The sequence below is a fragment of the Pseudomonas sp. EA_65y_Pfl1_P113 genome, assembly GCF_963970525.1.
In the GTDB taxonomy this organism is placed as follows: Bacteria; Pseudomonadota; Gammaproteobacteria; order Pseudomonadales; family Pseudomonadaceae; genus Aquipseudomonas; species Aquipseudomonas tritici.
On record NZ_CAXAQM010000001.1, the window covers coordinates 99,379 to 112,081 of the forward strand.

13 protein-coding genes are annotated in these 12,703 nt (G+C 60.8%); 9 read left to right on the forward strand and 4 right to left on the reverse strand.

Features of this window, described 5'->3' with window-relative positions; translation table 11 throughout:
- Window positions 1-20: 20 nt before the first annotated feature.
- Both AACY52_RS00505 and AACY52_RS00510 read right to left on the reverse strand, forming a co-directional pair.
- On the reverse strand, window positions 21-650 hold the full coding sequence (locus AACY52_RS00505; protein ID WP_065873575.1) for an L-threonylcarbamoyladenylate synthase: 630 nt from the start codon (window positions 648-650) through the stop codon (window positions 21-23).
- A gap of 13 nt (window positions 651-663) precedes the next feature.
- Window positions 664-1,527, reverse strand: coding sequence for a PHP domain-containing protein (locus AACY52_RS00510; protein WP_339417158.1), 864 nt, complete (start codon window positions 1,525-1,527; stop codon window positions 664-666).
- 87 nt (window positions 1,528-1,614) lie between these two features.
- On the opposite strand from AACY52_RS00510, the gene AACY52_RS00515 reads away from it, so the two are divergent.
- The 7 genes from AACY52_RS00515 to AACY52_RS00545 all read left to right on the forward strand — a co-directional run bounded on the left by AACY52_RS00515 (window position 1,615) and on the right by AACY52_RS00545 (window position 7,140).
- Window positions 1,615-2,211: a septation protein A gene (locus tag AACY52_RS00515; RefSeq protein WP_339436037.1), complete on the forward strand. Its 597-nt coding sequence runs from the start codon at window positions 1,615-1,617 to the stop codon at window positions 2,209-2,211.
- Between the two features lies 1 nt (window position 2,212).
- A complete protein-coding gene (locus AACY52_RS00520; protein WP_015885584.1) occupies window positions 2,213-2,512 on the forward strand; it encodes a YciI family protein in 300 nt (99 codons plus the stop codon).
- A 106-nt stretch (window positions 2,513-2,618) separates the two neighbouring features.
- On the forward strand, window positions 2,619-3,026 hold the full coding sequence (locus tag AACY52_RS00525; RefSeq protein WP_339417162.1) for a translation initiation factor 2: 408 nt from the start codon (window positions 2,619-2,621) through the stop codon (window positions 3,024-3,026).
- Window positions 3,027-3,033: 7 nt separating this feature from the next.
- Window positions 3,034-3,711, forward strand: a complete 678-nt coding sequence (locus AACY52_RS00530) for a response regulator transcription factor (protein ID WP_339417163.1) — start codon at window positions 3,034-3,036, stop codon at window positions 3,709-3,711.
- A 162-nt stretch (window positions 3,712-3,873) separates the two neighbouring features.
- Window positions 3,874-4,338 carry an LTXXQ domain protein gene (locus AACY52_RS00535; RefSeq protein ID WP_032890971.1) on the forward strand — a complete coding sequence of 155 codons (465 nt, stop codon included), beginning with the start codon at window positions 3,874-3,876 and terminating at the stop codon, window positions 4,336-4,338.
- Window positions 4,339-4,406: 68 nt separating this feature from the next.
- Window positions 4,407-5,750, forward strand: coding sequence for a HAMP domain-containing sensor histidine kinase (locus tag AACY52_RS00540; RefSeq protein WP_339417164.1), 1,344 nt, complete (start codon window positions 4,407-4,409; stop codon window positions 5,748-5,750).
- Between the two features lie 40 nt (window positions 5,751-5,790).
- On the forward strand, window positions 5,791-7,140 hold the full coding sequence (locus tag AACY52_RS00545) for a CoA transferase (protein WP_339427473.1): 1,350 nt from the start codon (window positions 5,791-5,793) through the stop codon (window positions 7,138-7,140).
- Between the two features lie 97 nt (window positions 7,141-7,237).
- Here AACY52_RS00545 and AACY52_RS00550 read toward each other — a convergent pair whose 3' ends face one another.
- Complete coding sequence (locus AACY52_RS00550; RefSeq protein ID WP_339417166.1) at window positions 7,238-8,101, reverse strand: DNA-3-methyladenine glycosylase; 864 nt, start codon at window positions 8,099-8,101, stop codon at window positions 7,238-7,240.
- On the reverse strand, window positions 8,098-9,525 hold the full coding sequence (gene arcD, locus AACY52_RS00555; RefSeq protein ID WP_339417168.1) for an arginine-ornithine antiporter: 1,428 nt from the start codon (window positions 9,523-9,525) through the stop codon (window positions 8,098-8,100). The genes AACY52_RS00550 and arcD (AACY52_RS00555) overlap by 4 nt, the downstream gene beginning before the upstream one ends.
- 447 nt (window positions 9,526-9,972) lie before the next feature.
- Between arcD (AACY52_RS00555) and arcD (AACY52_RS00560) the strand changes: the two genes are divergently transcribed.
- Together arcD (AACY52_RS00560) and arcA are read left to right on the forward strand one after the other, a co-directional pair.
- Window positions 9,973-11,400 (forward strand): arginine-ornithine antiporter, encoded by a 1,428-nt coding sequence (gene arcD, locus AACY52_RS00560; RefSeq protein WP_339417170.1) that lies wholly within the window; start codon window positions 9,973-9,975, stop codon window positions 11,398-11,400.
- A 41-nt stretch (window positions 11,401-11,441) separates the two neighbouring features.
- Window positions 11,442-12,698, forward strand: coding sequence for an arginine deiminase (arcA, locus tag AACY52_RS00565; protein WP_339417171.1), 1,257 nt, complete (start codon window positions 11,442-11,444; stop codon window positions 12,696-12,698).
- Window positions 12,699-12,703: the final 5 nt, after the last annotated feature.

Genomic DNA, 12,703 nt, shown 5'->3' on the forward strand with positions numbered 1-12,703 from the left:
ACGGTTTCCACAGACGACATTCAGGCCTCAACCATAAACGGAGCCGGGTCACCGCACCCCACACGGATTACCTCCGGTTCGCCGTCGGCCAGGTTGATCACCGTAGAGGCTTTGCCACCCCCGAAGCCACCGTCGATGATCAGGTCCACCTGTTTTTCCAGGAGCTGGCGCATTTCGTACGGGTCTTCCAGCGGTTCGCTGTCGCCGGGCATGATCAACGACACGCTCATCAGTGGCTCACCCAGCTCGGCCAGCAGCGCCAGGGCAATCGGATGCTCCGGCACGCGCAGACCGATGGTGCGTTTCTTCGGGTGCAGCAGCAGGCGCGGCACTTCACGGGTGGCGTTGAGAATGAACGTGTAGGGGCCCGGCGTGTGAGCCTTGAGCAGGCGGAAGGTGCCGGTGTCGACCTTGGCGAACAGCCCTAGTTGGGACAAGTCGCTGCAGATCAGCGCAAAGTTGTGGTTCTTGTCCAGGTCACGCAGTCGCCTTACACGCTCTACCGCGCCCTTGTCGCCGATCTGGCAACCAATAGCGTAGGACGAATCCGTCGGGTAGATCACCACGCCGCCGGCGCGAATGATCTCGACGGCCTGTTTAATCAGGCGCGCCTGGGGGTTTTCCGGATGAATCTGGAAAAATTGACTCACGTGTTCTACCTGTTCAGACGGTGGCAATAATGGGGTCATGCTTGAATCGCCCCCACAAGAGCGGCAAGTCCTCCGGGACCTGGCGATACTCGCCGATCTCGGACCAGCCGCCTGGGCCATGAAAGTCACTGCCGGCGCTGACCAGCAGACCAAATTCGCGAGCAAGAATCGCCAGGCTGCCCACCTGTTCGGCGGGTTGATGCCCGTTGACCACTTCAATCGCGTGGCCACCCGCACCAATATAGTCGCTGATCAGCTTGCGGCGCTTACTGCGGGTGAAATCGTAATGCCAAGGGTGCGCCAGGCTGACCCAGGCCCCGGAGGCGCGCAGGGTCTCGACGGTGTCTTCCAAGGTCGGCCAATGCAACTTCACATCCCCCAACTTGCCGGCGCCCAGCCATTTGCGAAAGGCTTCGGCACGGTCTTTAACAAAACCTTCACGTACCATCCAGTCGGCAAAATGCGGCCGGGCCGGTGCGTTGCCGCTGTCGCCCAGTTGCTGCTGGATGGCGCGGGCGCCGTCGAGGGCATTGGGCATGCCTTTAAGGCTGAGTTTGCGGCTTATTTCTTCTGACCGCAGCCAACGGCCATCGTGCAAATTAGCGATGGACTGCACCAATGCCGGGGCTTTCTGATCAAACCCGTAGCCAAGCACATGAATGGTGGCGCCGCCCCAGGTGCAGGACAATTCCACACCGTTGACCAGCTGCATGCCCAGCGCCTGCGCGGTTTCGCGGGCTTCGTCCAGCCCTTCGAGGGTGTCGTGGTCGGTCAACGAAAGGACTCGCACGCCTTTTTCAAACGCACGCGCAACCAGTACCGCAGGCGCCAGGGCGCCGTCGGAGGCCGTGCTGTGGCAGTGCAAATCAACATTCACGGGGCTTTGTAACCTCAAGTCAGCTGGCGCTTTCGCTACCAAGGATGTTTGTTATTATGCCGCCACATCCAGCTTCTGGCTCTTACTGTGAAACAATTCATCGACTTCATCCCGCTGTTGCTGTTTTTCATCGTTTACAAACTCGACCCCAGGGTCATTGATCTGGCCGGCCATGAGCTGACGTTCGGGGGCATCTACAGCGCCACCGCCGTGCTCATCATCAGCTCACTCGTGGTCTACGGCGCCCTCTTCATCTCCCAGCGCAAACTGGAAAAAAGCCAATGGCTGACCCTGGTTGCGTGCCTGGTCTTCGGCAGCCTGACCCTGGCCTTTCACAGCGAAACCTTCCTTAAATGGAAAGCCCCGGTGGTGAACTGGCTGTTCGCCCTGGCGTTTATCGGCAGCCATTTCATCGGTGACCGCCTGCTGATCAAGCGGGTCATGGGGCATGCCCTGACCCTGCCAGAGCCGGTGTGGGTGCGCCTGAACATCGCCTGGATCGTGTTTTTCCTGTTCTGCGGCGCCGCCAACCTGTTCGTGGCGTTCACCTTCCAGGACTACTGGGTCGACTTCAAAGTCTTCGGCAGCCTTGGCATGACCGTGCTGTTCCTGGTTGCCCAGGGTATTTACCTGTCGCGCCATCTGCATGACACCGACCCTACCACGCCAAAAACCGAGGACTGACATGCTCTACGCCATCATTGCTACCGACGTTGCCAACTCGCTGGAAAAGCGCCTTTCCGTGCGCCCGGCGCACGTCGAGCGCCTCAAACAGCTGCAAGCCGAAGGCCGTATCGTATTGGCTGGCCCGCATCCGGCGGTGGACAGCAATGACCCAGGCGATGCCGGTTTCACCGGTAGCCTGATCGTCGCCGAGTTCGCCTCCCTGGCCGATGCCCAGGCTTGGGCCAAGGCCGATCCTTACGTTGCAGCAGGCGTTTACGCTGACGTCGTGATCAAGCCGTTCAAGCAAGTCCTGCCTTGACTCAGGTCGCGCCGAACCATTTCAGTTCGGCGCGCTCCTAATTGCTCATTATTCTGAGTAACCTGCCGACAACGTTCTGAATATTCGTGTGGAATCAGGAGTTCCGATGCGCTTACGTCAGTTGTGTCTGTTGGCAGTGTTAATGATCGGGGCTACGGCCCACGCTGAAGAAACCTCGAACACCGGCAGTTCCACGCCCCTGTCCTTGAGTGCCGGCGCCCAGATCACCGAGTTGCAGCAACGTTTGAAAGAAAGCGAACGCCAGCGTGAAGAACTGGGCAAGCAGCTGCAAAGTGCGGAGGCCTCCCGCGAAAGCGCCCAATTGAGTCGCCTTCGCCAAGAGAATCAACGCCTGGCCCAGCAACTCAAAGATTCACAGGGCGGCGCCTTGACCCGCTGGCTGACCGAGCAACAGCAATGGTTTGTCACCGGCGGGGCCGTCGCTCTGATCGCCCTGCTGTGCGGGATCTTCGCCAGCGGTGGGCACCGTCGCCGTCGACAATGGCTAAATTGAGTGAGTCATGAGCGAGCTGTTACTGATAGATGATGACCAGGAGCTCTGCGAGCTGCTGACCCGTTGGCTGAGCCAGGAAGGCTTCCAGGTGCGCGCCTGCCATGACGGCTTGAGCGCCCGCAAAGCCTTGGCCGACAGCGCCCCGGCGGCGGTGGTGCTCGACGTGATGCTGCCCGACGGCAGCGGGCTGGAGCTGCTCAAGCAATTGCGCAACGACCACCCGGAGCTGCCGGTGCTGATGCTCTCGGCCCGCGGCGAACCCCTGGACCGCATCCTCGGCCTGGAACTGGGCGCCGACGATTACCTGGCCAAGCCCTGCGACCCCCGCGAGCTTACCGCTCGCCTGCGCGCCGTGCTGCGCCGCAGCCACCCGGCCGCCGTGTCCTCACAGCTGGAACTGGGCGACTTGTGCTTCAGCCCGGTGCGCGGCGTGGTCAGCATCGATGAACAGGAATTCACCCTCACCGTCTCCGAAAGTCGTCTGCTGGAAGCCCTGCTACGCCAGCCCGGCGAGCCACTGGACAAACAGGAACTGGCGCAGATCGCCCTGGGCCGCAAGTTGACCCTTTACGATCGCAGCCTGGACATGCACGTCAGCAACCTGCGCAAAAAGATCGGCCCGCACCCGGATGGCCGGCCGCGGATCGTGGCATTGCGTAGCCGTGGTTACTATTACAGTCTTTAAAGCAGCTGCAAGCGAAAAGCTCTTACTTGCCGCTTGCAGCTAAAGACTTGCAGCTGCCCCCTCCCCCTTACCAAACCTTTACCCTCTCCTGACGGCGGCTGACCTTGATCTCCGTAATCTACTCACATCCGGACTCACCGGAATAGAGACAGGAGAATCACCATGCGCAAGACCCTTATCGCTTTGATGTTCGCCGCTGCCCTGCCGACCGTTGCCATGGCAGCAATGCCAGAAGGCCCAGGCCCGATGGGTGGCCCGGAAGGTCACATGATGGGTGGCCCGGGCCACGGCGGTGAACACGGTCCGCGTGGCAAAGGCGGCCCCTTCAGCCAACTGGACCTGAGCAAGGAACAGCGCCAGCAGATCGGCAAACTGATGGGCGACCAATGGCACGCTCGCAAAGACTTGACCAAGAAGTACTTGGACAAACTGCCAGCCGCTGACCAGAAAGCCATGCAGGACGAAATCGCCGCCGGCAAGCAGAAAACCCAGGCCGATATCCGCGCGGTACTCAAGCCTGACCAGCAGAAAAAGTTCGACGAGATCGTCAAGAAGCAAGAACAGCGTCGTGCCGAATGGAAGGAATTCCAAGCCTGGAAAGCGCAACAGCCGCAAAAAGCGCAATAATGCCCTCCCATTAACGTTCCCAGCCCAGTGGCCTGCGCCACTGGGCTTTTCCTGTTTGAGGGTTTCCTGTGCGTTCACTGTTCTGGCGCATCCTGGCCAGTTTCTGGCTGGCCATCGCCCTGGTTGCCGGGTTGTCGATCCTGATTGGGCACATGCTCAATCAAGATGCCTGGATTCTCAGCCGTCACCCCGGCCTCAATAACCTGGCGCAAGAGTGGACCCAACGCTACGAAGCCCAGGGTGAGGTCGCTGCGCAGGATCTGCTGCAGCAGCGCAAACGCCAGTACCACATCGACGTGCAAGTGCTCAACGAAAGCGGCGACCCGGTGGTGCGCGGTACTTTCCCACGTCGCGCCGCCGCCTTCGAAGCTCGCCAGAATGACAGCCAGGACGGCCATCTGCCCTGGCGCCGCCTGACCGCCGAATACACCAGTGCAAAAACCGGCGACACCTACCTGTTGATCTACCGCATCCCGCACCCGGAACTGGACGAATGGCACCGCAGTAGCCTGACGTGGCCGTTGAGTGCACTGGCAATTGCGCTGGTAGTGCTGACCCTGTTCAGCCTGCTGGTGACGTTGTCCATCACTCGCCCGCTCAGCCGTCTGCGCGGTGCAGTGCATGACCTCGGCCAGGCCACCTACCAGCAAAACAGCTTGGCGCAACTGGCTAACCGGCGCGATGAGTTCGGCGTGTTGGCCACCGACTTCAACCGCATGGGCGCGCGCCTGCAAAGCCTGATCGGCAGTCAGCGCCAATTGCTGCGGGACGTGTCCCACGAACTGCGCTCGCCCCTGGCCCGCTTGCGAATCGCCCTGGCCTTGGCCGAACGCGCCAACCCCGAAGAGCGGGAAAAACTCTGGCCACGCCTGACCCGCGAATGCGATCGACTGGAAGCGCTGATCAGCGAAATCCTGGTATTGGCCCGTGTCGACGCCGACAATGCCAGCGCCGAAGACATCGACCTCAACCCGCTGCTCAAGACCCTGCAGAAAGACGCGCAACTTAGCGCGCCGGACCAAGCAGTGAAACTGATCACTCACACCGACCTGCACCTCAAGGGGTGGCCGACCATGATCGAACGTGCTGTGGATAACTTGCTGCGCAATGCACAGCGCTTTAACCCGCCGGGATTGCCGATCGAGTTGCAGGCCCAGCGCCTGGGCGAGCGCATCCTGATCAGCGTGCGCGACCACGGCCCAGGCGTTGAAGCCGAACACTTGAGCCAGTTGGGCGAACCGTTCTATCGCGCTCCCGGCCAAACAGCACAAGGCCACGGCCTGGGCCTGGCGATTGCCCGTCGCGCCGCCGAACGCCACGGTGGCAGCCTGATCCTGGCCAACCCTGCAGAGGGTGGTTTTATCGCCAGCATCGACCTGCCGTTGGTGCCTGGGGTTGTCACACCGGGCTGATCATCTCTTATAGTGGCCCTTCTCTTACGGAGGGCCTTCGATGACTGACCTGCTGACTCCCATCCAAGCTGCACTCGACCTGCCGCAAACGCCCCTGACCTTTACCGAAGCCGGCGCCCTGCCCTCGACTTTCGCCGTGACCGAACTGGCCAGCGCCAGTATCGGCGCTGCCGGCCAGGCCTTGGCCCAGTTGATCCAGCAACAGACCGGGCGCTTGCCCGGCGTCAGCGTGGACCGGCGCCTCGCCTCTTTCTGGTTTTCATCCTCGATTCGCCCGGTGGGCTGGCAAGTGCCGCCGCTGTGGGATCCGGTAGCCGGTGACTATGCCAGCGCCGATGGCTGGATTCGCCTGCACACCAACGCCCCCCATCACCGAGGCGCCGCCGAGCGGGTGTTAGGCAAAGTCACTGACCGTGCCGAGATGGCTGCCCGCGTTGCCCCATGGAGCGCCGCTGAACTGGAACAGGCGATTGTCGATGAAGGTGGCTGTGCGGCGCAGATGCGTGCCTGGCAGGCCTGGCAAGTGCACCCGCAAGGGTTGGCGGTGAATGCTGAAGACCTGGTGCAGCGCCAGACCTTTGAACCCGACGCCGACAAACCCTGGCTCGGCTCGGTGACGCGGCCACTCGCGGGCATCAAGGTGCTGGACCTGACTCGCGTGCTGGCCGGCCCCGTGGCCAGTCGTTTTCTCGCGGGCCTGGGCGCCGACGTGCTGCGTATCGACTCGCCGACCTGGAACGAACCCGGCGTAGTACCGGAAATGACCCTCGGCAAACGCTGTGCCCGTCTCGACTTGAAGACCCCAGAAGGCCGTCGGATTTTCGAAAGCCTGCTCAAGGAGGCCGACATTCTGTTCCACGGCTACCGTGCCGACGCCTTGGAGCAATTGGGTTACACCGCCAACGAACTGCAAACCCTCACCCCCGGCCTGATCGACGTGAGTCTCAACGCCTACGGCTGGAGCGGCCCGTGGCGAAATCGCCGGGGTTTCGACAGCCTGGTGCAAATGAGCAGCGGGATTGCCGACGCGGGCATGGCCTGGAAACAATCGGATAAACCGGTGCCGCTGCCGTTGCAGGCGCTGGATCACGCGACCGGGTATTTGATGGCGGCCAGTGCGATTCAGGCATTGAGCGAACGGTTGAAAACCGGGCGCGGCGGTTCGGCGCGGTTGTCGTTGGCACGTACGGCGAAGTTATTGGTGGAGGCGGGACAGGTGCCGGAGCAACCGGGGTTGCGCACTGAAGAGCCAGGGGATCAGGGTTTGGTGATGGAGCAAACAACCTGGGGCCAGGCCCATCGGTTGTTGGCGCCGCTGACCATCAGCGGCACGCCGTTGCAGTGGGATTTGCCGGCTGGGGAATTGGGGTCGCACCGGCCGCAGTGGTGATCTGACCTGCGCTATCGCAGGCAAGCCAGCGCCCACACTTGACCGCATTCCAACTGTGGGCGCTGGCTTGCCTGCTATAAGGCCCGTACAGACACTATCAATCTGACCGCTGCAACGACGTCCACAAATGCTGCGCCGCATAAGCCCTGAGCGGCCGCCAAGCCTCGGCCCGCGCCGACAACTGCCGCGCCGAAACCGGCCCACCCGCCAACGCTGCCAGCGCATTAATCAGCCCGATATCCCCCGTCGCAAACGCATCCGCCTCACGCATCTGGCGCATTGCGATGTACTGCGCCGTCCAATCGCCAATCCCCGGTAAAGCCACCAGCCGTGCCACGCCTTCCTTGAGGCTGGCCTTGGGTTCGAACACTTCAGGATCATCCAGCAACGCCTGTGCGACACCCGACAACGTGCGCCCACGCGCCTTGGGCATGCCCAAGGTCGCCAGGTCCGCAGCCGCCAATACCTCGGGCGTGGGAAAAACATGCGTGATACCCGCATACGGTGTTTGCAGCGGCTGACCGTATTGCGCCACCAGCTTGCCCGCCAAACGAATCGCGGCCACTACCGTGATCTGCTGGCCCAGCACTGCCCGAATCGCCAGTTCCAGGCCATCCCAAGTGCCCGGCACGCGCAGGCCGGGACGCGCCGCCACCAACTGCGCCATCAACGGGTCCGTCGCCAATTGCGCGTTGATCAACTGAGGCTGGGCATCCAGATCAAACAGCTTGCGCAGGCGCCGTTCGATCTCAGGCAGCGCCGAACCCTCTGGAAACTCCACCGCCACGTCCAACCAATCGCCAGCCCCCGGTACCACGCTGAGCCAGCCGTGCTGGCCGCTCACGCTGATACTGCGCCGGTACATGCCAGCTTCGACCGTCTCCATCCCAGCGATAGCGCGCGCCGATAGAAAACCCACCATCGCCGCCCAGTCATAAGGCGGCTGATACGCCAGTCTCACAGCGACAGCACTCCGCTATACAGCCCATACGCCGCCAACCCGGCGCCCGCGATCACGCAGCTGAAAATGCCTTTTTCCAGGTGGGTAAACAGAGGCTGGCCCTGCTCACGCTTGGCGAGGGCAAACAGGATCACGCCCGGTGCATACAGCAGCGCCGACAGCAGCAGGTACTTCAAGCCGCCAGCGTAGAGCAGCCACACCGCATAGCCGAGGGCGATCAGGCCCACCAGCAAGTCTTTCATGCGCTGGCCGTGAGCGCCCTCATAGGTTTCGCCACGCCCGCTCAACAACACCGCATACGCCGCCGACCACAGGTACGGCACCAGAATCATCGACGAGGCCAGGTAAATCAGGGTGGTGTAGGTGCTGTGGGAAAACAGTGTAATCACCAGGAAGGCCTGGATCATCACATTGGTCAGCCACAACGCGTTGACCGGCACCTGGTTGGCGTTTTCCTTTTTCAGAAAGGCCGGCATGGTCTTGTCATGGGCGGTGGCGTAGAGAATTTCCGCGCAGAGCAGCGCCCAGGACAGTAAGGCGCCGAGCAGTGACACCGCCAGGCCAATGCTGATTGCCATCGCGCCCCAGGGCCCGACGATATGCTCCAGCACACCGGCCAGGGACGGGTTTTGCAACTGCGCGAGCTCCGGCTGGCTCATGATCCCCAGGGACAGCACATTCACCAGCACCAGCAACGCCAACACGCCAAGAAAGCCGATCAGCGTGGCGCGGCCCACGTCCGAGCGTTTCTCGGCGCGCGCCGAATACACGCTGGCGCCCTCGATGCCGATAAACACAAACACGGTGACCAGCATCATGTTGCGCACCTGGTCCACCACATTGCCGATGCCCGGATTACCCAGGCCCCAGATGTCCCGGGTGAAAATATCCGCCTTGAACGCTACGGCGGCGATCACGATGAACATCAGCAACGGCACGATCTTGGCCACCGTGGTGATCTGGTTGATGAGGGCCGCCTCCTTGATCCCGCGCATTACCAGGAAATGTACGCCCCACAGCAGCAACGACGCACAGCCGATGGCCACTGGTGTGTTGCCCTGGCCAAACACCGGAAAAAAGTAACCGAGGGTGCTGAACAGCAACACGAAGTAACCGACGTTGCCCATCCATGCGCTGATCCAATAGCCCCATGCGGAGGAGAAGCCCATATAGTCGCCGAAACCCGCCTTGGCGTAGGCATACACCCCCGAGTCCAGATCGGGTTTGCGATTGGCCAGGGTCTGGAACACAAACGCAAGGGTCAGCATGCCGACGGCGGTGATCGCCCAGCCGATCAATACGGCACCTACCTCGGCGCGCGCGGCCATGTTCTGCGGTAGGGAGAAGATCCCGCCGCCGATCATCGAGCCCACTACCAAGGCAATCAAAGCACTGAGTCGAAGTTTTTGGGCCGGTTGGGACATGAACACTCCTGAATAAATAATAATTCGAGCTAACAACCGTGCACTCAACTAATTAACTCAGCCAGTGTATCGTTTATTAGAGACTGCGATAAAAACGCTACGCTCATAACCCAACGGCATGACAGCTTGTATAGTTTAGGCTTACTTATAATTTAAATACGGCGACTACCTTGTCGCTTCCACGCTACTTGCTGTCGCATTTTCGCAAAGTTTGCACATTCGAGAAAACGGTCTAGCTTCAAACGCCCATAGGCAGCACTAAATGATTAATCAAAACGCAGGGATCGCTCTGGGAAGCGGCTTTGCGCGGAAAATTCGTGCCTGAAGCTTTCAACCTCAAGTTATTAATTCACACAGGTATCTGCCAATGAAGTGATCTGAGTCAGATGATTGATTAGCGCACGGCATTATTCTGCGGCCTCTCTTCTCCTGCATTGGAGTTATGCGATGTCTGAATCTCCCGGAAAACTTCGATTAGGCGCACTGGTTGCACTTGTCGTCGGTTCAATGATTGGTGGCGGGATCTTCTCACTGCCGCAAAACATGGCCGCCAGCGCCGATGTCGGTGCGGTGTTGATTGGTTGGGTGATTACCGCCATCGGCATGCTGACCCTCGCGTTTGTCTTTCAAACTCTTGCCAACCGCAAGCCCGACCTCGACGGCGGGGTGTACGCCTACGCCAAGGCCGGTTTTGGCGACTACATGGGTTTCTCCTCCGCGTGGGGCTACTGGATCAGCGCCTGGCTGGGCAACGTCGGTTACTTCGTGTTGCTGTTCAGCACCCTCGGCTACTTTTTTCCGATCTTTGGCGAAGGCAACACGCCGGCCGCAGTGATCGGTGCGTCGGTACTGCTGTGGGCCGTGCATTTCCTGGTGCTGCGCGGGATCAAGGAAGCGGCGTTCATCAACCTGGTGACCACCGTCGCCAAGATCGTGCCGCTGGTGCTGTTCGTGTTGATCGCAGTGTTCGCGTTCAAGCTGGACATCTTCACCGCAGACATCTGGGGCGTGAAAAACCCTGACCTGGGCAGTGTGATGAACCAGGTGCGCAACATGATGCTGGTCACCGTGTGGGTGTTCATCGGCATCGAAGGCGCAAGCATCTTCTCCTCCCGTGCGGAAAAACGCTCCGACGTGGGCAAGGCTACCGTGATTGGTTTTATCACCGTGTTGCTGTTCCTGATGCTGGTGAACGTACTGTCGCTGGGGATCATGACTCAGCCAGAACTGGCCAAGCTGCAGAACCCGTCGATGGCCGCCGTGCTGGAGCATGTGGTGGGCCACTGGGGCGCGGTACTGATCAGCGTCGGCTTGATCATCTCGCTGCTCGGGGCGTTGCTGTCATGGGTGCTGCTGTGTGCGGAGATCATGTTCGCCGCTGCCAAGGACCACACCATGCCGGAGTTCCTGCGTAAGGAAAACGCCAACCACGTGCCGGTCAATGCCCTTTGGCTGACCAACGCGATGGTGCAGATTTTCCTGGTGATCACACTGTTTTCCGCCAGCACCTACCTGTCGCTGATCTACCTCGCCACCTCGATGATCCTGGTGCCTTACCTGTGGTCGGCGGCCTACGCCCTGCTGCTGGCGGTGCGTGGCGAAACCTACGAAAACGCCCTGGCCGAACGCAAGAAAGACCTGTTCATTGGCGCGGTCGCCCTGATCTACGCGATCTGGCTGCTCTACGCCGGCGGCACCAAATACCTGCTGCTCTCCGCCCTGCTCTACGCCCCCGGCGCGATCCTGTTCGCCAAGGCCAAGCGTGAACTGGGCAAACCGATTTTCACCCTCGTCGAGAAGCTGATTTTCGCCGCAGTGGTCATTGGCGCCCTGGTGGCGGCGTATGGGCTCTACGACGGCTTTTTGACCTTGTAGCTTTTTACCCAAAGAAACTGTTGTTCCTTGGAGGATCTGTAATGACCACGGAAAAAGTAAAGTACGGCGTACATTCCGAAGCCGGCAAACTGCGCAAAGTCATGGTGTGCTCCCCAGGCTTGGCCCATCAACGACTGACGCCCAACAACTGCGATGAACTGCTGTTCGATGACGTGTTGTGGGTGGCCCAGGCCAAGCGCGACCATTTCGACTTCGTGACCAAGATGCGCGAGCGGGACATTGATGTGCTGGAAATGCACAACCTGCTGACCGACATCGTTGCCAACCCTGAAGCGCTCGACTGGATCCTGGCGCGCAAGATCACCTCCAACACGGTCGGCCTGGGCCTGGTCGATGAAGTCAGCTCGTGGCTGCGCAGTCTGGAGCCGCGCAAGATCGCTGAGTTCCTGATCGGCGGCGTATCGGCGGATGACCTGCCGAGCAGCTTTGGTGGCAAGACCATCGAGATGTTCCGCGACTTCCTCGGCCACGCCAGTTTCATCCTGCCCCCGCTGCCCAACACTCAGTTCACCCGTGACACCACCTGCTGGATCTACGGCGGCGTGACGCTGAACCCGATGTACTGGCCGGCGCGACGCCAGGAAACCCTGTTGGCCAGCGCCATCTATAAATTCCACCCTGAGTTCACCCACGCGGACTTCCAGATCTGGTACGGCGACCCCGACCAGGAACACGGTGCCGCCACGCTGGAAGGCGGCGACGTGATGCCCATTGGTAACGGCGTGGTCTTGATCGGTATGGGCGAACGCTCGTCCCACCAAGCCATCGGCCAATTGGCGCGCAACTTGTTCAAAAACAAAGCCGTGGAACGCGTGATCGTTGCCGGTCTGCCGAAATCCCGCGCGGCGATGCACCTGGATACCGTGTTCAGCTTCTGCGACCGCGACCTGGTCACCATCTTCCCCGAAGTGGTCAACCAAATCGTCCCCTTCACCCTGCGCCCTGACGAAAGCAAGCCGCACGGTATCGATATCCAACGCGAGAAAACCAACTTCCTTGAGACCGTAGCCGCAGCGCTCAACCTCAAGGCCCTGCGTGTGGTTGAAACCGGTGGCAACAGCTTCGCCGCCGAACGCGAGCAGTGGGACGACGGCAACAACGTGGTCGCCGTGGAGCCTGGCGTGGTGATCGGTTACGACCGCAACACCTACACCAACACCTTGCTGCGCAAGGCCGGTGTGGAAGTCATCACCATCAGCGCCGGTGAACTCGGCCGCGGCCGTGGCGGCGGCCACTGCATGACCTGCCCGATCATCCGCGACCCAATCGACTATTAAGGAGA